The organism is Massilia sp. METH4, from assembly GCF_037094685.1.
Lineage (GTDB): Bacteria > Pseudomonadota > Gammaproteobacteria > Burkholderiales > Burkholderiaceae_D > Rugamonas.
On the sequence record NZ_CP146614.1, the window covers coordinates 1273557 to 1293596 of the forward strand.

The window sequence follows — 20040 nt, forward strand, 5'->3', positions numbered from 1 at the left end:
GCTATATCATAAAGCACTCCAGCGTAAACCGACTACCGAACATGAGTAACAGCCCCACCGACCTGAAGGCCAGCGGCCTGAAGGCCACCCTGCCGCGCCTGAAGATTCTCGACATCTTCCAGAACAGTTCCGTGCGTCACCTGACGGCCGAAGATGTCTACAAGATCCTTCTGGCCGACAATATGGACGTCGGTCTCGCCACCGTGTACCGCGTGCTCACGCAGTTCGAACAGGCCGGCCTGTTGAACCGCAATCACTTCGAAAGCGGCAAGGCGATCTTCGAACTGAACCAGGGTTCCCACCACGACCACCTCGTGTGCCTCGACTGCGGCCGCGTCGAGGAATTCGTCGACGAGGAAATCGAAGCGCGCCAGCACCGCATCGCCGACGAACGCGGCTTCAAGATCGCCGAGCATGCGCTGGCGATCTACGGCAACTGTATCAAGACCAATTGCCCGCACCGGCATTGAAACCAAAACGGCCCTGACGGGCCGTTTTTCTTGGAGTGCCTGGTGTCGTACACCTTTCCGCCCCCCCGGCCGGAAAGGTGTACGACACCGGTTTTCCTTGGCAACTTACGCGTTCTGGCTCAACGCATTCGACAACAACCGCGACGTGATATCCACGATCGGAATCACCCGCTCATACGCCATCCTGGTCGGCCCGATCACGCCGAGCGTGCCGACGATGCGCCCGTTGGCCTCGTACGGCGCGGTGACGACGCTCATGTCGTCCAGCGGCACCAGGTTCGATTCCCCGCCGATGTAGATCTGCACGCCCGAAGCCTTCGATGACACGTCCAGCAACTGCATCAGCCCCGTCTTCTGCTCGAACATGTCGAACATCTGGCGCAGCGACGACATGTTCGACGACAGGTCGCTTACCGACAGCAGGTTGCGTTCGCCGGCGATCACCATGTCTTCCGAACCCTCGGCCATGGCTTCGCTGCCCGCCTCCACGGCCGCCTGCATCAGGCGGCCCATGTCGTCTTGCAGCTGGCGCAGCTCGCCCTGCATCCGCGAGCGCACCTCGTCGAACGCGAGGCCGCGATAGTGCTGGTTGATGAAGTTCGCCGATTGCTGCAGCTCGGCCGGCGTATAGTCCACGTCCGTCAGCAGCAGGCGGTTCTGCACGTCGCCGCCCGGGGCCACGATCACGAGCAGGATGCGCTTTTCGCCCAGGCGCAGGAATTCGATCTGCTGGAACGCGGATTCGCGGCGCGGCGTCAATACCACGCCGGCGAACTGCGACAGCGACGACAGCATCTGCGCCGCGTTCGCGATCAGCTTTTGCGGCGGTTGAGCCTGCGGGCGCAGGCGGGCTTCGACGGCGCTCTCGTCGATCGGCTGCACGGTCAGCAGCGTGTCGACGAAGATGCGGTAACCGCGCGGCGTGGGCACGCGGCCGGCGGAAGTATGGGGGCTGGCGACATAACCGAGCTCTTCCAGGTCGGCCATGATGTTGCGAATCGTGGCCGGCGACAGGTCAAGGCCGGAAATCTTCGACAGCGCGCGCGAACCGACGGGCTGGCCGTCGGCGATGTAGCGCTCTACGAGGGCTTTGAGCAGGGTTTGGGCACGAGTATCGAGTTGCATGATCAGTTTTCAAGCTAGGCACTCATTATGCACCGCCGGACCACGCGCCGGGAGTTCAATCGGCTAACTGTTGTTCCAGCCACGCAATCAACTCCGTCAGGTCGGTGCAGATCGCGTCGGGCACGATGCCCGCCTCCACGTGCGCCGTGCTGCCGGCGCGGTTCATCCACACCGCGCGGAGCCCCGCCTTCTGGGCTCCTTCGACATCGAGCCGCAGGTCGTCGCCCACGTAAACCGTTTCATGCGGGGCCACGCCAAGCGCTTCGCACGCCGCCAGGAAGATGCTGGGGTCCGGTTTCGCCTTGCCGAACCGGCTGGCCGCCAGCGATACCTTGAAATGGTGGGCGAGACCGATGACTTCAAGATCGGCATTGCCATTGGAGATCGTGCCGAGCGTGACCTTTTCCGCCAGGCGGTGCAGGCCGGGCAGCACGTCATGGTAGAGCTTGACGGTATTGCGGGCGGCCGAGAATTGCGCGATCGCCCCGTCCAGGCGGGCCAGGTCCTCGCCCACGTGCGCAAAGGCCGCTTCCAGGCCGGCGCGGCGCAACTTGATCAAGTCCAGGTGGTGCTCCGGCTTTTCGGCCAGCAGCGCCATGCGGCGCTCGCGCAACTCCTCGATCGTGAACGCCTGCGCCACCTTCGGCGCATGTTCGGACAGCCACGCGTGCATGGCGAGTTCCGCCTCCTCGATCACGGGGCCGATCGGCCACAGCGTATCGTCCAGGTCGAACAGGATGGCTTTGGGTCGTGGAATATCGTTCATGCAGCCATTGTCGCATGGCCCGCGCCCGAAGGCAGGCACGCTGTCGTTCCGATAGCCGGTACCGCCGGCACCCGCCGGTGCTGAATTCGGTGCTAAATTAACGGACTGTCAATTGGTCGAGGTCATCATGCGCTCATTGTCCACCTCATCATGCACCTTGTTGCCCGCCTTGCTTGCAGGCGCCATCCTGGCCGGCTGCGCCACCACCGCCCCGCTGCCGCCGGACGTGCTCTCGGCCTACGTGGTGCTCGGCGAGGAAGGCGCGGCGACGGCGCGCGTGATCACGGCGGCCGCCTCCTGCCCCACGCTCGACGTCGACGGCAGGCCCGTGCCGATGGCGGTGCGGGCGGCGCCGGCCACGCTCGCGCAGCGCCCCACCGCGTCCAGCCCCGAGGATTCGAAGCCTTCCGCCTTTCCCGTGCTCGCCTGCGAAGCGCCGCTGCCGGCGCAGTCGCGGAAGGCAGCGCTGGCCGGCACCGCCCTGCCGGTACCGCGGTTCGAGGTGCGGCGCATCGTCGTCATCGGCGATACCGGCTGCCGGCTGAAGAAGGCCGATCATGCCTGGCAAGCCTGCAACGATCCCGAGCAATTCCCGTTCGCCGACGTGAGCGCGGCGGCCGCGCGCTGGCAGCCCGACCTGGTGGTCCACGTGGGCGACTATCACTACCGTGAAAATCCCTGCCCGGAAGGCAACGCCGGCTGCGCCGGCAGCCCGTGGGGCTATGGCTGGGATACCTGGCGCGAGGATTTCTTCCGCCCCGCCGAACCGCTGCTGCGGGCAGCGCCCTGGGTGGTCGTGCGCGGCAACCATGAAAGCTGCGCCCGGGCCGGCCAGGGTTGGTGGCGCTTCCTCGACCCGCGCCCATTGCAGGCTGGCCGCGACTGCAATGCGGCGGCGGACGATGCCACGGGCGACTACAGCGATCCCTATGCGGTGCCGCTGGGCGGCGATGCACAACTGCTGGTGGTGGATACGGCCGCCACGTCCTGGCGCGGCTTGAAGCCGGGCGATACCGGCTACGCCCGCTACCGCGACGTGTATGCCGGAACCGAGGCGCTGTCGCAACGCGCCACCTGGAACCTGCTGGCGAACCACCACCCCGTGCTGGGCTTCGGAGCGGGCCTGGACAAGGCGAGCCGGGTACGCCTGGAACTGGGCGACGCCGGCTTGCAGCAGAGCTTTGGTTCCGTCAATCCGATGCTGTTGCCGCCGCGTGTGCAGGCCCTGCTGTCCGGCCATGTGCATCTGTGGCAACAAATCGGGTTCAAGACCGACCACCCCAGCCAGTTCGTGGCCGGCTTTTCCGGCACGCTGGAGGATGTGGTGCCGCTGCCGGACGACGTATCCACGATCGAACCGGCGCCCGGCGCGCGCATCGCCAGCTTTTCCGCCTGGCAGGGCGGCTTCGGCTTCATGACGATGGAGCGCACCGGCCCCGATGCCTGGAACGTGGAAGTGCACGACCGTGATGGCCTGGTGCGCAATCGCTGCCGCCTGCAGGGGCGCCAGTCTTCCTGCGCCATCGGGCGGGTGGAGTAATGGCGCCGAGACACATGTCGTTACAAGGAATTAGCGAACTGCCCCTTGCCAAATGCACTAAAATAAGCGCCGCTTCCGGCTCAGTAAGTGCCCTGCCGCATGCCACGTCCGGCCCAGCCGCCGCCCGGCATTCGCCCGACCAATTTGGAGAGTTTATTGTTATGAAGAGTATGTATGCGCGCGCAACCGCAGGCGCGTTGTGCGCCGCGCTGCTGGCCGGCTGCGGCGGCAGCGACAACGGCAACCTGTCGCTGATGGTGACCATCAATGGCCTGATCAAGCCGGGCCTCGTCCTGAAGAACGGCGACCAGACCGTTTCGGTGGCCGCCGGTGCGACTACCGTGTATTTCCCGAACCTGATCGCGGAAGATTCCACGATCAATATCGAGATCGCGCAGCCGGCCACCGCCACAAAGTGCACGCCGGATCCGGCGACTGCCACGAACGTCCGCGCGAACTACTACAGCGCGCTGCGCCCGGTGGTCACTTGCGTCACGAACAGCTACAAGCTGGGTGGCACCGTCACCGGCTTGACGCAGGACCAGCTGGTGCTGGCCATGGGCAGCATGACCGTGACGATCCGGCCGGACACGGGCCCCAGCTTCGAGTTCCCTGGCACCGTGTATGACGGCGCCAACTACGGCGTGACCGTGCTGCAGCAACCGGAAGGCCTGACCTGCACCGTGCAGAACGCCACCGGCACGATGCCGTCGGGCGACAAGCTGGACATGGTGGTCTCCTGCGTTCCGCGCGCATCCTGATCACCGCTACCTGGAGAAATCAATGAAAGCAAAATACCTCGGCACGGCGGTGCTGGCGATGGCGGCGGCACTGGCTGGCTGCGGCGGCAAGACCTCGTTCACGATCAGCGGCACCCTGTCCGGCGTGAACAATCCTGGCCTCGTGCTGGCCAACGGCAGCGAGGAGCTGTCGATCCCGGTCGGCGCCACGTCGTTCAGCTTCTCGCAAACGGTGGACTACGGCAACAACTACAACGTGACGGTCAAGAACCAGCCGCAATACATGACTTGCACGCCGCCCAGCACGGCCGGCGTAGCGGGCCGCACGGAGTCGATCGCCATCGTCATCCAGTGCGTGCAGAATACCCATACGGTCTACGTGACGGTCACGGGCCTGGCCGAGGTGGCCACCGGCGCGGCCCAGCTACAGCTGATCAACGGGACCACCATCCAGGCGGTCACGTCCGCGTCGCCATCGACGGGTTTCGCTGGCATTCCGGTGGGTACGTCCTACGGTGTCACGATCTTCCAGCAGCCTGCGGGCCAGACGTGCACGATCGCCAACGGCGCCGGCATCATGGGTGACGCCGACCGCGCGGACACCGTCGTGACCTGCACGAAAAACGCATGATATTCATAAGAGGAATGACGGGCATTCGAAATCGAAAGTAGACTTATATGCGGCAGCGCATCATAATCACTCCCGTCTCCTCCACTTCTTTTAAAGAATTGGATTTAGCCGGCTCCTGGAGCCGGCTTTTTTTTTGCCCGAAATATTTCCCGAACCAGGGTCAGACCCGGCTTCAGGAAATATTTACATGGGGACAGATTTTAGGATGCTGCTGCCGAGCAAAGAAAAACCGCCGGGCAAGCCGGCGGTTCAAGGTGAGGGCGGTGGCGATCAGAACTTGTACGCCAGCCCGATGTTGTAGCGCCGGCCGTACTCCATCACGTTCTGCATGTACGGGTTGCCCGCCTGGGCGTGGATCACGCGCTGGTTCGTGATGTTGTCCAGTCCCAGGTGCACTTGCAGCTGCGGCGTCAGGTATTTCGAGATGTTGGCCGAGACGTAGGTCTCTTCGTCGTTCTCGACCAGGTAGCCGGCCGTCCAGCGCGGCATGCGCACGAACGGGCTGTGGTAGTTCGCCTGCAGCCGCGCCTCGAAGCCGTTTTTCTCGTACCACAGCGTGACGCCGCCGTTACGGCGCATCAGGCCCACCATCGGGTAATCGTTGATGAATTCCTTGATGCTGCTTTCGTTATACGAGAAGTTCGCCGCCACGCCCAGGCCGTCGAACGGCGCCGGCAGCATCGTGAACGCCTGCTGGTACGCCAGTTCCAGGCCGCGCACATAGCCGCCGTCGCCATTGATCGAACGCGTGATGACGGCCTGGCGGCCGTCGATGACGGTCGTGTCGGTGGTGATGCCGATGTAGCTGCCCACCTTCTTGTAAAACAGGCCGGCCGACAGCAGCGAGCCCTTGTCGAAGTACCACTGGTAGGACAGGTCGGCCTGGTTCGCCATCATCGGCAGCAGGCCCGGATTGCCCGCGCTGCCGGTGAGTGGCTGGCTGGAGCCCGGCGTGGTGTCGATGGAGAGCTGGCGCGATGCGCGCATCTCGTCCATCGGCGCACGCGACATGGCGCGGGCCAGCGAGAAGCGCAGCTGGTGTTCCTGCGCCTCGTCCAGGTTGAAGATCAGGTTCGCGCTCGGCAGCGCCTTCGTGTACGACGCGCCGCCTTCCACGTCCGTCGGTGCCGCGCCGTTGCGCGACTCCATGCCATAGCCTGTCTGCTTCGTGTGCACCACCCGCAGGCCCACGTTGCCGCGGTACTTCAGGCCGAACATTTCGCCATCCAGGTCGCCCTGCGCGTACACGGCACTCGTGCGTTCCTTCACGCGCCAGCCGGCCAGCAGGTCGGTCGTCGTTTGCGTGCGGCCGTCCGGCGACAGGGCGCCCGGGCCGAACAGCGTGCCCACGGTGCCGTTGAAGTCACCCAGCATCAGGGCCGGGAAATAACCTTCCGCGCGGATCGTCTCGAAGGCCGATGCCGGCAGCGAGGTCGCCGTCGTCGCCAGGTTCCAGGTGGTCTGGTGGAACGACTTTTCGCGGTCGGAGAACCGGGCACCGAACTTGATGCGGCTGACCGGCCCCCACTCCACCGGGCGCCAGGCCGACAGCTGGGCCGAGTTCAGCTTGTCGTCGACGTGGCCGTCGGCATCGATGTACAGCGCCGGGGCGCCGAATACGGCGGCATTGCCGGTGTCCTGCGTGAACGAATACGACTGGTGTTCATTGCCCGTGAAGGCCCACGACAGCGTGCCGGGCGCGCTGGTCTGGCGCACGTCGGCCCATTGGCTGTCGCGGTCGGCGCGCGAGGTGGCCACGTCGGCATCGATCTTCCATTCACCCACGTTGAACTTGCCGTTCAAGCCGCCGGCGAAATTGCTCATGTTCTGGAACCAGCGCGTGCTGTGCGTGGACACCGTCACGTCGCGCACGGTGGCGCCCACCACGTAGCCATTGCGGATATCGAGGTTCGAGAAGTTCGGCGTCTGCCAGCCGTCCCAGTTGCCGATGTCGCCCGTCCAGTGCTGCACGCTCGGCTCGTAAATCTTGTTCTTGGCGTAGTACAGGTCGGCGGTGATCTGCGCATCCGGGCTCACCTTCCACTCGACCTTGCCCAGCACGCTGGCGCGCTCGTTGGTGCCGCGCTTGACCTCGTCCTCGAAGCCCCATGGGGTCTTGTCGACGCTGCCGTCGCCGTTCATGTCCACCGAATTGGTTTCGTTGAAGCCCCAGTGGTTCTTGCGCTTCTCGATCGAAGGCTGCTTCTGGTAGCTGGCGGCCAGCGCCACGCCGACCTTGCCGCTGGCCAGCTGGTCGATATAGATGCCGCCCAGGCGCGGGCGCCAGGCTTGCGCGTTCACGTCGTTGGCCAACGGGTAGTACAGTGCGTCGGCCTTCACGGAGATCTGGCGGCTCTTGTACTTCAGCGGTTGCACGGTCTGCAGGTCGATCGAGGTGGCGACGCCACCTTCGACCAGGTCGGCGTTCTGCGTCTTGTAGACCACGGCACCGGACAGCGACTCGGACGGGAATTGCTCGAAACGCACGGCGCGGTTCGGCTCGGACGAAGCCAGTTCCCGGCCGTTCAGCGTGGCGCCGATGAAGCGCTCGCCCATGCCGCGCGCCACGATCTGGCTGGCGTTACCGCGGTCCAGGCCGGCGGCCAGGCCCGGCAGGCGGGCCAGCGATTCCGCGATCGTCGTATCGGGCAGCTTGCCGATGTCTTCCGAGGACACCACTTCCACGATGCTGTTGGAATTTTCCTTGACGGACAGTGCGCTGCGCACCGAGGCGCGGATACCGGTCACCGTGACCTGCTGGACGGCCGTCTCGCCGCTGGCGGGCGCTTCCGCTTGCTGGGGTGCCTGCTGGGCGAGGGCTGCCGCGGGAACGATGGCGGGTACGAGATACATCGCGCGTACCAGCACGCTGATGAGGGTGGGCTTCATGGGGTCTCCGTGGGTATTTTTATCAGTGATGGGCCACCGGAACCGTACCGGCTGGCCAATCGATCAACTTCTTGATAAAAATTTTATGTGGCTGAAATGGTTATCAACCACTGAAAAAGTACGGAGGACGTATATCAAATTGATATACGTCGGAGTTTCCTGCCGCTAAGCCATTGTATCGATGGGGAAAATTGCAGAGAGCAAGTTGCCGCTGCCGCGCTGCGCGACGGCGGCATGCGTTGCGCGGTTGTAACGAAAACACATGCCGCGTTGCCTTAGGGCTACTTTTCCGCCGCCGGCAGGCTGTTCGCCAAGGTGACGTAGGCTTCCATCGGCACGGCTTCCGGCCGGGCGCCTGGGTCGATTCCGGCATCCACGATCTGCTGTTCCATGAACATGCCGGCCAGGCAGTTGCGGATCACCTTGCGGCGCTGCGAGAACGCCTTGGCCACCACGGCTTCCAGCGTGGCCGCGTTGCACGGCAGCGGGTTCTCGATGGGGATCATGCGCACGATGGCCGAATCCACCTTCGGCGGCGGATCGAACGCCTCCGGCGGCACGATGAACATCAGCGCCATGCGGTAGCGCCATTGCAGCATCACGGACAGGCGGCCATACGCCTTGGTGCCCGGTTCGGCGACCATGCGCTCCACCACCTCCTTCTGCAGCATGAAGTGCTGGTCTTGCACCCGTGGCGCGTACTCGGCCAGGTGGAACAGCAGCGGGCTGGAAATGTTGTACGGCAGGTTGCCGACGACGCGCAGCTTGCGCCCTTCCGGCACCGGGATCGAAGCGAAGTCGAACTTGAGGGCATCGCCCGCGTGGATCGTCAACTTTTCGCGCGGGTAGCGCTTTTCCAGGCGCGCCACGAGGTCGCGGTCCAGTTCCACCACGTGCATGTGCGGCAGCGACTTGAGCAGCAGATCCGTCATCGCCGCCAGGCCGGGGCCGATTTCCACCATCGTATCGCCGGGCTCCGGCCCGATCGAATCGATGATGTCGCCGAGGATGCGGTCATCCTGCAAAAAATTCTGGCCGAAGCGCTTGCGGGCAATGTGTTTCATGTGTCTTTTCTACAACGGGGACTGTCCCCGATTTTTAGCAACAAAGTGTGGATTATTCGGGGCTTTGCGACTGCCTGCGAATGGATCAGCGGACCAGGGCGGCGGCCGCCAGATCTTCGCTGGTTTGTTGTAAAAATTCGGGGACAGTCCCCGAGTATTTACAACAGTTTGGGGCAGCCGTTGCGTGCGGGTCAGCTTGCGCGGCTGGCATTCGCCATGCCGACGGCGGCGAGGATGGCTTGTTCCATGCTGCCGCAGTCGGCGTGGCCGAGGCCGCGGGCGGCCAGGTCCAGTGCGGTGCCGTGGTCGACCGAGGTGCGGATCAGCGGCAGGCCCAGCGTGACGTTGATGCCGCGCCCGAAGGTGGCGTACTTCAGCACCGGCAAGCCCTGGTCGTGGTACATCGCCAGCACGCAGTCGGCATCGCGCAGGTACTTCGGCTGGAACAGCGTGTCGGCCGGGTACGGCCCGCGGGCATCGATGCCGTGCTCACGCGCCGCTTCCAGTGCCGGCGTGATGACGTCGATCTCCTCGCGCCCCAGGTAGCCGTTCTCGCCCGCGTGCGGGTTCAGCCCCGTGACGAGGATGCGCGGCGCGGCGATGCCGAACTTGCCCTTCAGGTCGCGGTCGATGATGTCCAGCGTCGTGCCCAGCCCTTCGGCCGTCAGCGCCGCCGGCACGTCCTTCAACGGCAGATGTGTCGTCGCCAGCGCGACGCGCAATTGCTCGACACCCTCGGCACCATGCGGCTCGCCGGCCAGCATCATCACCACCTGCGCGGTGCCGGTGCGATCGGCGAAGTATTCGGTATGGCCGGAGAACGGCACGCCGGCGTCGTTGATCGTGCTCTTTTGCAGCGGGGCCGTGGCCACCGCCTCGAACCAGCCGGCCTGAATGCCTTCGATCGACGCATCCAGCGTGGCCAGCACGGCGCGGCCGTTTTCGCTGTCGAGCTGCCCGGGCACCACGTGCGCGGCCAGCGGGATGTCGATCACGGACAGCCGGTCCGGCCCGAAGTGCGGCAAGCCGCCGTTGCGCACGGCCATCAGCGACAGCGCGCTGACGCGGATTTCCGGGTCGATCGCCTGCGCCGTCATGGCGAGGAAGGCGGCATCGCCCAGCAGCACGCAGTTGACGCGCTCGCGCAGTGCCCAGGCGGCGCGGATCGATATCTCGGGGCCGATGCCTGCCGGCTCGCCGGTGGTGATGGCGATCGCCGGGCGAACACCCGGCCGGCGCGCCGGCTTCACGGAATTCATCGACAAGCCTTACTTGGTGGCGTCGGCGCGCAGCTCTTCGCTGCGGTATTCCACATAGGCGCGGTCGCGCACCTCGCGCTGGAAGTCTTCCGCCGCTTCCACCATCTTGCGCTCGCGCAGCGCCATGCGCGCCTCGTTGCGCTTCTTCTCCTTGGACATGTCCTCTGACTTGCGCTCCACCACCTGGATCAGGTGGTAGCCGAACGCCGTCTCCACCGGGCCCGATACTTCGCCCGGCTTCAGCTCGTTCATCGCCTTCTCGAACTCGGGGAGCGTGTCGCCCGGGTACAGCCAACCGAGGTCGCCGCCCTTCTTGCCCGATTCGTCGTTCGAATAGATGCGCGCCAGTTCCTCGAACGAGGCGGACTTGTTGTCCAGCTTCGCCTTCATCTCGGCCAGCTTGCGCTTGGCATCGTCGGCGCTCGTGGACGGCGTCACCTTCAGCAGGATGTGCCGCGCGTGCGTCTGTTCCACGGCCGCCTCGGCCTGTGCCTGGGCCAGCGAGCGCTTGTCCACCAGCTTTAAAATATGGAAGCCCGTCACGCTCTTGATGATCGGCGTCACCTGGCCCGGCTGCAGTTTGTCCAGCGCCTCGGCGAACACCGGCGGAATGCGGTCGCTGGCGCGCCAGCCCACGGCGCCGCCCTGCAGCGCATCGGCCGCGTCGGAATACGTGGCGGCCACCTTGGCGAAGTCGCCGCCTGTGCGCAGCTGGCGCATCACGTCCTCGGCGCGCGCCTGGCGCTGGGCGATCACGTCCGGCGAGGCGTTCTCGGGAATGCGCACGAGGATCTGCGAAATGTTCAACTCATGCTGCTCGGCCGCCGCCGCTTCCTGCGCGGCCAGGAAGCTGTCCACTTCCGCTTCCGAAATCTGGATCTTGGCATCGACCTCGTGCTCGCGCAGGCGGGTGGTCATGATCTCTTCACGGATCTCCTCGCGAAAAGCCGCGAACGACGTGCCATCCTTCTCGATCTGGTCGCGCAGCTGCTGCACCGACATCTTCTGCTGTTCGGCGATGCGGGCGATGGCGCGATCGAGCATGGTGTCGTCGACGCGCACGCCCATTTCCTTGGCCATCTGCAGCTGGGCGCGCTCGACGATCATGCGTTCCAGGATCTGCCGCTGCAATGCGGCGGCGTCCGGCAGCTGCACGTTCTGCGCCTTCATGCGCTGCATGATGACGGCCACGCGCTCGGCCAGTTCGCGGCGCGTGATCACGTCGTCGTTGACGACCACGGCGATCGAGTCGATCTCCGGGTTCTTCGACTGACCCGGCGGCGTGAAGCCCTGCGACGGCGCGGCCGCGGCGGGGGCCGGTGCGGCCGGCTTGGCGTCCTGCGCCACGGCCGCGCTGCCGGCCGTCATGGCGCACAGCAGCAGTGCTGCAAGAGTGATCGGGTGCTTACTGAACATAATGCAAACGCTTTTCAGGTCAGGTGGAAAATGATAGAGGATAGCAGGTGCGGGCCGCCGAAAGTGTAACAGCTGGTGACGGCGGCCCAAGGGATGGCTGGCTGTTAGCGGCGGTACCCCGCGTTCAACTGCTGGTAGCCGGGAATGCTGTTCTTCAGCACCTCCAGCGGATTGCCGATGCCGAACTTCGACAGGCCGTTCAGCTCGAGCTGGAAGAACACCTGCGTCGACGTCTTGTTCGTCGTCGTCACGAAACGCTGTGCACCCATGCGGAACACCCAGCAATCGCAGTTGTACTCGAGGCCGATCAGGCTCTCCAGGATACGATGGTCCTGCAGCGAATAGCTCATGCGGCCCACGCCGAACCAGCGGTTCGAGATCGGCCACTGCGTGGAAAAGTCCACGTTCTTGAAGCTGTTGCGCAGGAAGCGGTAGCCGGCGTTGAACACCTTGCGCTGGCCCGGCTGGTATTGCACGTTCAGGTTCGAGCTGGTGATCTGCTTGTCGCCCTGGTTGTATTGCACCGCGCTGTCCACGCCCCAGGTATCGGAAATGCGGCCGGTGGCCGCCAGCAGCAGGTCGGAACGGCCCGTGCTCACCGGTTGCGCATTGGTCAGCTGCACACGCTGGTCGTTGAAGTAGAAGCGCTGGCCGAATGCGAGGCGCAGCCGTTCGGCACCGGACTCCTCGAGGAAGCGCGACACGACCGCCGCCGTCACCTGGTTCGCGTCGCCGATGCGGTCCGAGCCCACGAAGCGGTTCTCGGAGAACAGCTGCGTGAAGTTGAACGTGGCATCGGCCGTGTCGAACACGGGAATGTCGCTCTGGTCGCGGTACGGCGTGTAGACGTAGAACAGGCGCGGTTCCAGCGTCTGCGTCACGGCGCGGCCGAACAGCGTGGTGCTGCGTTCGAATTCCAGGCCCGAATCGAGCGAGAACGTGGGGATCGCCTTGGTGACCGAGCGCGATTCCTCTGCGCCGAACTTGTCCAGCTGGTAGGCGGTGGCGTTCAGCATCAGCTTCGGCGTGATGAAGTAGCTGGGGCTGATGATGGGGAAGCTCACCTGCGGCTGCATGACGATGCGGTCGCCGTTGATCTTCGCGTCGGTCACGCAGGTGGTGCCGCCGATGTTCGCTCCCGGGCAGATCGTATCGGTCGCATAGTGGAAGCGTGTCGCCTCCGCGTCGAACGACCAGTCGAAGCCGCCGACGTCGTACTGGCCGGCGTGGAAGTTGACCGCCGGCAGACGGTCGTAGGGCCGCGGCGTGACGGTCGTCGTGTCAGGGTCCTGCAATACCTGGTACTTCTGCACGCGCGCCGTCAGGCTCCAGATCTCGCCGCGGTAGTCGGTGCGCAATTCCTTGAGCAACTGGCGCTCGGCACTGCCGGCCACGGTCTTCGAGAAGTCGGTCGGGTAATTTTCGTCCGACGCGGCGCGCACGTTCCAGCCGTAGGTCCAGTCCCTGGCCAGCGCCTGCGTGTGCGAAGACTGGATCTGCCAGCGGTCGATGCCCTTTTCCTTGTCGTTCGGCAGGTACTCGAGGAACGTGCGGCCTTCATAGGTGCCGGCATCGGTCTCGCCGATGTAGCGGCCCACGGCGCCCAGCTGCAGCCCGCGGCGGGCGATGTAGTGTGGCGATACCGTCAGGTCGCGGTTCGGCGCGATATTGAAGTAGTAAGGTACCGTCAGCTCGGCACCGCCGCGCGACGAGAAGCCCGGGACCGCCGGCAGCCAGCCGGAGCGGCGCGCCCCGGACAGCGAGAACGAGATGCCCGGCGTGCCGATCAGCGGCGTGTCCTTGAAGTAGACGATGGTGGGGCCGGCCACGCCCACGTCGCGCCCCTGGTCCAGCGTGAGCGTGTTCGATCGCACGTACCAGTCCGGATTCGGGCCTTCGCAGGTGCTGTAGGTGCCGTTGACCACCTTGGCCCGGTCTTCGGACAGGAAGTCGATGCGCTGGGCCTTGCCCTGCGCGTTGTTCAATTCGAGCTTGTAGGTGGGCTGCAGCATGTAACCCACCCCGGTTTCGGAATTGATCTTGAATTCGTCGGCCGTGTAGTAGTCGCCGAAGCGCCACAGGCGCACATTGCCCTTCGCTTCCAGCTCGGATTCGACCTGGCGGTAGCAGGCGTTATCGGCCGTCACGCGCATCTTGTCCTGCACAACTTCCACGTCGCGGGTCAGGATCAGCTCGCGCTCGGGCCGGCCGCTGATCTCCTCGGCGCGGATCGTCACCGGCGCATCGGGGTCTTCCGCGCGTGGCGAGGCCGCGCCGGAACCGGGCTGGGTCTGGGCATGGGTCGGTGCCGCGCAGGCGGCGATCAGGGCGGAGATGGCATACGCCCAACGTTTCTTGAAGGGTGGGGCCAGGCTCATGAAGGGATGGCTACGCGAAGCACTATAAAGAACACCATGCAGGCGATTTTTCGAATTGAATCCCTTATTATATGGGATTCCTTTGTCAAGATCCGGTTTGCTCGGGCTGTACTCCATGTCTCAATTGCATAATTTATCATCCTCGGACGGCGACGCGCGCCTGCTTCAACTGAAAAACTGGCTGCAAGGCCTGGGCATCGTGGATGCCGCTTCGGCCCGCCCCGCATCGGCCGACGCCAGTTTCCGCCGCTACTTCCGCATCGACGTGCTGCCGCACGCCCGCGCGCAGTACGGCGCCACGCTGGTGGCGATGGATGCGCCACCGGAGCGCGAGAATACCGCAGCCTTCGTGAAGGTGGACGCACTGCTGTCCCAGGCCGGCGTATCCGTGCCGGCGATCCACGCGCAGGAGCTGGAAGCGGGCTTCCTGCTGCTGTCGGACCTTGGCACCACCACCTACCTGCAGGCGCTGGACCACGACAACGCCGCCACGCTGTATGCCGAGGCGCTGGGCGCGCTGGTGAAGATCCAGCAGCAAAGCCAGCCCGGCGTGCTGCCCGAATTCGACCGCGCCTTCATGCTGCGCGAACTGAACCTGTTCCCCGAGTGGTACATCGGCAAGCACCTGAACACCACGCTGACGGATGCCCAGGCGGCCGACCTGCAGAAAGTGTTCGACCACATCGTGGCGACCTGCCTGGCGCAGCCGCAGGTCTATATGCACCGCGACTACCATTCGCGCAACCTGATGTGGATGGATGAAAAGAACCCCGGCATCCTCGACTTCCAGGACGCCGTGTACGGCCCGATCACGTACGATGCGGCCTCGCTGCTGCGCGACGCCTACGTGTCGTGGGACGAGGAGCTGGTGCTGGACTGGATTATCCGCTACTGGCAGCATGCGAAATCGGCCGGGCTGCCGGTCAACAAGGATTTCGACGCCTTCTACAAGGACTTCGAATACATGGCCCTGCAGCGCCACCTGAAAATCCTGGGCATCTTCAGCCGCCTGAACTACCGCGACGGCAAGGCGATGTACCTGGGCGACCTGCCGACGGTGATGGAATACGTGCGGCGCACGGCCAACCGCTACCGCGAGCTGAAGCCGCTGGTGAAACTGCTGGACGCGCTGGAAAACCGCCAGAGCGCCGTCGGCTACACGTTCTGAGGACGCCATGAAAGCCATGATCTTCGCTGCCGGCCGCGGCGAGCGTATGCGTCCGTTGACGGACACCTGTCCCAAGCCCCTGCTGAAGGTCCGCGGCCGCCCGCTGGTCGAATGGCATGTGCTGAACCTGGTCCGGGCGGGGATCACCGAGATCGTCATCAACCACGCCCACCTCGGCCACATGATCGAGGAGTACCTGGGCGACGGCAGCCGCTTCGGCGCCACGATCCGCTATTCCGCGGAGAAGGAAGCGCTGGAGACGGCCGGCGGCATCGCCAACGCGCGGCACCTGCTGGGCGAGGAACCGTTCCTCGCGATCTCGGGCGACATCTATTGCCCGCACTTCGATTTCAAGGAAGTGAAGGGCGTCCTGCACGACAACGACCTGTGGGGCAACGCCCATGCGGTCGAAAACCGCGACATCGCCTGGATCTGGCTCGTGAAGAACCCTTCGTTCCATCCGAAGGGCGATTTCGGCCTGAACCTCTATACGGTGACGAATAGCGGCGAGCCGATGTGGACATTCGCGAACATCGGCGTTTACCGCCCCGAGATGTTCAACGGCATCCAGCCCGGCCAGCACTACGGCCTGGGCAAGCTGCTGCGCGAGTTCGCGGACAAGGGCCAGCTGGGCGGCGAAGTCTATGGCGGCGACTGGGACAACGTGGGCACGCCAGCGCAGCTCGAGCAACTGAACGCGGCATACGGAGCCGGGCGCGCATGAGCAGGGAAGCGGGCAAATTCGCCGAGCGGCGCGCCAGCCTGCTGGCGCGGATGGAGCCGGGCAGCGTGGCCTTCCTGGCCACCGCGCCGGAAAGCCTGCGCAACGGCGACAGCGAATATCCCTATCGCCACGACAGCAGCTTTTACTACCTGAGCGGCTTTGCCGAGCCGGAAAGCGCGCTGGCGCTGGTGGCGGCCAGTAACGACAAGCCGGCCCAGGCGATCCTGTTCTGCCGCGAAAAGAATCCCGAACGCGAGATCTGGGACGGCTTGCGCCATGGCCCGGAAGCAGCGCGTGCCGAATTCGGCGTCGATGCCGCGTACCCGATCGGCAGCCTCGATGAAAAGATGGCCGAGCTGCTGGCCGGCGCCCCCGCGCTGTACTGCCGCCTGGCGCGCGACGAGCGGCTCGATGCCCAGCTGCGCCGCTGGCTCGACGCGGTGCGCGCGAAGGGCCGCACCGGGATCACCGCGCCGCCCGCCTTGCGTGACCTGGTGCCGCTGGTCGACGAGATGCGCGTGGTGAAGGACGCCGGCGAGCAGGCCATCATGCTGCGCGCCGGGCAGATTTCCGCCGCGGCGCACCGCCGTGCGATGCGGGCCGCGCGCACCGGCGTGTTCGAATACGAACTGGAAGCGGAATTGCTGTACGAATTCCGCAGGAGCGGCGCGCAGTTCCCGGCCTACACGCCGATCGTCGCGTCGGGCGCCAACAGCTGCATCCTGCACTACAACGCGAACGACCGCCAGACGCGCGAGGGCGACCTGGTGCTGATCGACGCCGGCTGCGAGCTCGACGGCTATGCTTCCGACATCACCCGCACCTTCCCCGTCAACGGCCGCTTCAGCGCGCCGCAGCGGGAGCTGTACGAGATCGTGCTGGCGGCCCAGGCGGCCGCCTTCGAGGCGATCAGGCCCGGCAACACCTTCCACTCGGCGCACGATGCCGCCGTGCGAGTCCTCGCGCAGGGCATGCTGGACACGGGCTTATTGAACCGCGACACCGCCGGCAGCGTGGACGATGTCATCGCCAGCAAGGCCTACATGGCGTTCTACATGCACGGTACCAGCCACTGGCTGGGCATGGACGTGCACGACACAGGCGCCTACCGCATCACGGAACACCCGGACAAGCCATCGCGGCAGCTGGCCGAAGGCATGGTGCTGACGGTGGAACCGGGCATCTACGTGCGCCCCGCGCCCGGGGTGCCGGAACAGTACTGGAACATCGGCATCCGCATCGAGGATGACGTGGTCGTCGCCGATGGCGCGCCGCGGGTGCTGACCGACGAGGTACCGAAATCGGTGGATGACATCGAACGGCTGATGGCGGAGGAAGCATGACGGCCCATTTGCACGCCGATTACGACGTGGCCATTTGCGGCGCCGGCCCAGCCGGCCTGGCGTTGGCCGCCCTGCTGGTACAGCGCGGCATGGCCGCCAGCCGCATCGCGCTGGTGGACGCCAAGGCGCTGGCCGTGGCGCGCGACGACCCGCGCACGCTGGCCCTTTCTTGGGGCAGCCGGCAGATCCTGGGCCAGGTCGGCGCCTGGCCGGTGCCGGCCACCGACATCCATGAAATCCACGTTTCCCGCAAGGGGACGTTCGGCCGCAGCATGATCACGCGCGAAGAACACCGCGTGCCGGCGCTCGGCTACGTGACGCGCTACGGCGACATCGTGACGGTGCTGGCCGGCGTCGTGGAAAGGCTGGGCATCGTGTCGCTGCGGCCCGCGCGCGTCACCGGGGTGGATGAAACGGGCGATACCGTCGTTCTCGCGCTGGAGGATGGCCGAACCGATGGTGGCAAGATCACCGCGGCCATCGCCGTGCAGGCCGAGGGAGGCCTGTTCGGCGCGCAAACGGACAAGCAGACCATGCGCGACTATGGGCAAACGGCCATCATCGCCCAGGTGGATGCGAGCGCCCCGATCGCCCACCGCGCCTACGAAAGGTTCACGGATGAAGGCCCGCTGGCGATGCTGCCGCAGGGCGACGGTTACTCGATGGTGTGGTGCGTGCGCCCGGAAACGGCGCAGGAACTGCTGTCGCTGACCGATGCGGCCTTCCTGGCGCGGCTGCAGGGCACGTTCGGCGAACGCCTGGGCCGCTTCACGCACGCCACGCGCCGCCTGGCCTTCCCGCTCGGCCTGAACGCCGGCGTGACCGGCACGGCGCGCACCGCGGCGATCGGCAACGCCGCGCAAACGCTGCACCCGGTGGCCGGCCAGGGCCTGAACCTGGGCCTGCGCGACGCCACCGTGCTCGCCCGCCTGCTGGCGCGCGGCGCCACGCCGGACAACCTCGCCGAATTCGCCACGCTGCGCCGGCAGGACCGCGACCTCACCGTGCGGCTCACCGACACGATGGCGCGCATCTTCGCCAACACCTCGCCGCTGCAACCGGCCCTCGGGCTGTCGCTGGCCGCCATCGACCTGTTCAGCCCGGCACGCTCGGTGCTCGCCGAGCTCATGATGTACGGCCGGCGCTAAAGTTTCCTCAAAAATGGGGTCTGTCCCCATTTTTGAGGAAACATTGCCTGAAAAAAGGGGACAGACCCCATTTTCCGAGCAACTTTTTACTGCTTGTGCAGGTTCGCGTACTTCAAGCCGAAGTACAGGATGAACGCATAGCAGGCCGCCGGCACCACGAACGACAGCTGCACGCCCACCGTATCGGCCAGCGCGCCCTGCGCGAACGGCACCAGGGCGCCGCCCACGATCGCCATGCACAGCAGACCCGAAGCCTGGCCCGTCTGCTTGCCGAGCCCGTGCAGCGCCATGCTGAAGATGGTCGGGAACATGATCGAATTGCACAGCCCCACGGCGAGGATGGCGTACATCGCCATCTTGCCGCCGCCGAACGCGGCGAAGGCGATCAGCGCGATGCTGGCCGCGGCGTTGAAGGCGAGCGCCTTGCCCGGGCTGACCTTGCGCATCACGGCAAAGCCGATGAAGCGGCCCACCATCGCGCCGCCCCAGTACAGGCTCACGTAGTGCGCGGCCTGCGCGGCGGTCATGCCGCCGATGTTCGGGTCTTCCATGAAGCTGATCAGGAAGCTGCCGATCGAGACTTCGCCGCCCACGTACAGGAAGATGCCCAGCGTGCCCAGCACGAGGTGCTTGTGGGCAAACAGGTCGCTGAAGCGGCCCGCCGGCTCACCGTCAGCCGCATCGACGATCTTCGGCAGCCGTGCTAGCGCAAACAGTACGGCCAGCAGCAGCAGCGCGCCGGCCAGCACGAGGTAAGGTCCCTGCACGCTGGCCGCCTCTTGCGCGCGATGGGCGAGCTGTTCGGCGGCCGGCAGCTTCGCCACTTCCTCGGCGCCCAGCATGCCGCCCGACAGGATCAGCATGCCGCCCAGCACCGGCGCCACCGTGGTGCCCAGCGAGTTGAAGGCCTGCGTCAGCGTGAGGCGGCTCGATGCCGTGCGCGGATCGCCCAGCACCGTCACATAGGGATTCGCCGCGACCTGCAGCACCGTGATGCCGCCGGCCAGCACGAACAGTGCGAACAGGAAGACACCATAGCCGGACGTGGCGGCCGGGTAGAACAGCGCGCAGCCGATGGCCGCGACGACGAGCCCCGCCACGGCGCCGCGCTGGTAGCCCAGCCTCCGGATCAGCATGCCGGCCGGGATGGAAACGAGCAGGTAGGCGCCGAAGAAGCAGAACTGCACCAGCATTGCCTGCACATAGGTCAGCGTGTAGACCGCCTTCAGGTGCGGGATCAGCACGTCGTTCATGGAAGTCAGCAATCCCCACATGAAGAACAGGATGGTGACGATAATGAGTGGGCCGGTATGGCTGGCGCCGGCGGGCGCACCGGCGGCATCGGGCGCGAGCGCCGCCTTGGATTGAGCTTGCATGGG

Annotated in this window: 16 protein-coding genes; 8 read left to right on the top strand and 8 right to left on the bottom strand. The window is 65.5% G+C overall.

What is annotated here, in order from left to right; translation table 11 throughout:
* Positions 1-41: 41 nt before the first annotated feature.
* Positions 42-470 (top strand): ferric iron uptake transcriptional regulator, encoded by a 429-nt coding sequence (gene fur, locus V6Z91_RS05670; RefSeq protein ID WP_338767758.1) that lies wholly within the window; start codon positions 42-44, stop codon positions 468-470.
* Between the two features lie 105 nt (positions 471-575).
* Here the strand turns inward: fur and hrcA are convergent, their stop codons facing one another.
* Positions 576-1595 (bottom strand): heat-inducible transcriptional repressor HrcA, encoded by a 1020-nt coding sequence (hrcA, locus tag V6Z91_RS05675; RefSeq protein ID WP_338767761.1) that lies wholly within the window; start codon positions 1593-1595, stop codon positions 576-578.
* Between the two features lie 55 nt (positions 1596-1650).
* Positions 1651-2361, bottom strand: a complete 711-nt coding sequence (locus V6Z91_RS05680) for an HAD family hydrolase (protein ID WP_338767763.1) — start codon at positions 2359-2361, stop codon at positions 1651-1653.
* A gap of 127 nt (positions 2362-2488) precedes the next feature.
* Here V6Z91_RS05680 and V6Z91_RS05685 point away from each other — a divergent pair, with 127 nt between their 5' ends.
* From V6Z91_RS05685 to V6Z91_RS05695, 3 genes are all read left to right on the top strand, one after another.
* Positions 2489-3901 (top strand): metallophosphoesterase, encoded by a 1413-nt coding sequence (locus tag V6Z91_RS05685; RefSeq protein ID WP_338767764.1) that lies wholly within the window; start codon positions 2489-2491, stop codon positions 3899-3901.
* 161 nt (positions 3902-4062) lie between these two features.
* Entirely contained in the window at positions 4063-4662 is a 600-nt protein-coding gene (locus V6Z91_RS05690; protein WP_338767766.1) for a hypothetical protein, read from the top strand.
* 22 nt (positions 4663-4684) lie between these two features.
* Complete coding sequence (locus tag V6Z91_RS05695) at positions 4685-5272, top strand: hypothetical protein (protein ID WP_338767767.1); 588 nt, start codon at positions 4685-4687, stop codon at positions 5270-5272.
* Positions 5273-5542: 270 nt separating this feature from the next.
* Here the strand turns inward: V6Z91_RS05695 and V6Z91_RS05700 are convergent, their stop codons facing one another.
* From V6Z91_RS05700 to V6Z91_RS05720, 5 genes are all read right to left on the bottom strand, one after another.
* A complete protein-coding gene (locus V6Z91_RS05700; RefSeq protein ID WP_338767769.1) occupies positions 5543-8161 on the bottom strand; it encodes a TonB-dependent receptor in 2619 nt (872 codons plus the stop codon).
* Positions 8162-8442: 281 nt separating this feature from the next.
* Positions 8443-9225 carry a 16S rRNA (adenine(1518)-N(6)/adenine(1519)-N(6))-dimethyltransferase RsmA gene (gene rsmA / locus V6Z91_RS05705; protein ID WP_338767771.1) on the bottom strand — a complete coding sequence of 261 codons (783 nt, stop codon included), beginning with the start codon at positions 9223-9225 and terminating at the stop codon, positions 8443-8445.
* Positions 9226-9416: 191 nt separating this feature from the next.
* A complete protein-coding gene (pdxA, locus tag V6Z91_RS05710) occupies positions 9417-10484 on the bottom strand; it encodes a 4-hydroxythreonine-4-phosphate dehydrogenase PdxA (RefSeq protein WP_338767772.1) in 1068 nt (355 codons plus the stop codon).
* Positions 10485-10493: 9 nt separating this feature from the next.
* Positions 10494-11900 carry a peptidylprolyl isomerase gene (locus V6Z91_RS05715; RefSeq protein WP_338767774.1) on the bottom strand — a complete coding sequence of 469 codons (1407 nt, stop codon included), beginning with the start codon at positions 11898-11900 and terminating at the stop codon, positions 10494-10496.
* A gap of 104 nt (positions 11901-12004) precedes the next feature.
* Entirely contained in the window at positions 12005-14278 is a 2274-nt protein-coding gene (locus V6Z91_RS05720; protein WP_338767776.1) for an LPS-assembly protein LptD, read from the bottom strand.
* A 115-nt stretch (positions 14279-14393) separates the two neighbouring features.
* Here V6Z91_RS05720 and V6Z91_RS05725 point away from each other — a divergent pair, with 115 nt between their 5' ends.
* The 4 genes from V6Z91_RS05725 to V6Z91_RS05740 are packed head-to-tail and all read left to right on the top strand — an operon-like array spanning position 14394 to position 18661.
* A complete protein-coding gene (locus V6Z91_RS05725) occupies positions 14394-15446 on the top strand; it encodes a phosphotransferase (RefSeq protein WP_338767778.1) in 1053 nt (350 codons plus the stop codon).
* Between the two features lie 7 nt (positions 15447-15453).
* Positions 15454-16170: an N-acetylmuramate alpha-1-phosphate uridylyltransferase MurU gene (gene murU / locus V6Z91_RS05730; protein WP_338767781.1), complete on the top strand. Its 717-nt coding sequence runs from the start codon at positions 15454-15456 to the stop codon at positions 16168-16170.
* Entirely contained in the window at positions 16167-17513 is a 1347-nt protein-coding gene (pepP, locus tag V6Z91_RS05735) for a Xaa-Pro aminopeptidase (RefSeq protein WP_338767784.1), read from the top strand. The genes murU and pepP overlap by 4 nt, the downstream gene beginning before the upstream one ends.
* Positions 17510-18661 carry an FAD-dependent monooxygenase gene (locus tag V6Z91_RS05740; RefSeq protein ID WP_338767787.1) on the top strand — a complete coding sequence of 384 codons (1152 nt, stop codon included), beginning with the start codon at positions 17510-17512 and terminating at the stop codon, positions 18659-18661. The genes pepP and V6Z91_RS05740 overlap by 4 nt, the downstream gene beginning before the upstream one ends.
* An 86-nt stretch (positions 18662-18747) precedes the next feature.
* Here V6Z91_RS05740 and V6Z91_RS05745 read toward each other — a convergent pair whose 3' ends face one another.
* Positions 18748-20037, bottom strand: a complete 1290-nt coding sequence (locus V6Z91_RS05745) for a sugar MFS transporter (protein WP_338767790.1) — start codon at positions 20035-20037, stop codon at positions 18748-18750.
* Positions 20038-20040 lie beyond the last annotated feature (3 nt).